Below are 1157 nucleotides of genomic sequence, written 5' to 3' on the forward strand. Positions count from 1 at the left end.
AGCGCGCGCTGGGCATCCCGACGTCGATGTTCACGTGTATCTTCGCGATGGCACGTACGGTCGGCTGGATCGCACAGTGGAACGAAATGATCGGCGATCCCGAGCAGAAGATCGGCCGTCCGCGCCAGCTGTTCATCGGCGATACGCCGCGCGAAGCGAAGCCGCTCAACGCACGTTAAATCGTGTGCGGCGCGAACGGCCGGCAGGCCGCTCGCGTCCGGCAATCGCCACGCCACGACACCCCGACGGGTCAGCCCGTCGGGGTGTTTTCATTTGTGCGGCCGACGTTGGCCCGATCCGCCGCGGTGCTCCAGCGACGGTGGCCGTGTGTCGAGCGCGGGCGCATCGCCGTCGGGTGCATGGCCATGCTGCTTGAAGAACTGCCGGTATGCGCCGGGCGTCGTGCCGCGCGCGGCGAGGAACTGGCGATTGAAGTTCGCGGTATTCGGAATGCCGCAGCGCGCGGCCACCGTCGCGATCGGCCAGTCGGTGCCGACGAGATGGCGGCACGCGTGCGCGAGCCGCAGCCGCTGCACGTAGCGGCCGACGCTTTCGCCGAGATGCCGGACGAACAGCCGTTGCAGTGTGCGTTCGGACAGGTGCGCGACGGCGGCGAGGGCGTCGATGCGCAGCGGTTCGTGGAAATGCCGGTCGATCGCGTCGAGCACGCGGTCGAGGCGTTCGGCTTCGGGGGCGGCCGGGTCGGCGGGCGACGGCGCGCCATCGGCCAGGTCGTACGCCTGCGCGGTGGCGAGCGGTTCGCCGCCTGTTTCCGCGAGATCGGCAAGCGTGTCGAGCGTGGCCGCGAGCCGCACGCGCGGCGACGGATCGAGCAACCGCGGCAGCCGCGCGCGCATCGCGCGGGCCGTCTCCACGTCGAAGTGCAGGCCCGGCGCCGCACGTCGCAACAGCGAGCGCAGCGGCGCGTATTCGGGGCAGCAGTCGGCCAGCCGCCGCATCCAGTCTCCGTCGAACCAGACGACGAGCGCGACCTCGGGCGCGTCGCGATCGATGCGCGCGTTCGACGACCACGTATGCGGCAGGTTCGGCGGCACGAGCACGAGATCGTCGTCCGCGTAACGCGCGACGTGGTCGCCGATGAAGCGCTGGCCGCGGCTGTTGAGCGTCAGCGTCAGCTCGTACTCGGGGTGGCGATG

The 1157-nt window shown here is 70.6% G+C and carries 2 protein-coding genes; one reads left to right on the forward strand and one right to left on the reverse strand.

Annotated elements, in window-relative coordinates; genetic code table 11:
- Window positions 1–179: citrate/2-methylcitrate synthase (locus JMF90_RS37990; protein WP_305790781.1), on the forward strand; the 179-nt coding region annotated here is incomplete at its 5' end.
- 90 nt (window positions 180–269) lie between these two features.
- Here JMF90_RS37990 and JMF90_RS37995 read toward each other — a convergent pair.
- Window positions 270–1157 (reverse strand): AraC family transcriptional regulator (locus JMF90_RS37995; RefSeq protein ID WP_201326436.1); only part of this gene is annotated, 888 nt, incomplete at its 5' end.

The organism is Burkholderia sp. E168m23 (assembly GCF_016586125.1).
GTDB classification, from domain to species: Bacteria; Pseudomonadota; Gammaproteobacteria; order Burkholderiales; family Burkholderiaceae; genus Burkholderia; species Burkholderia orbicola.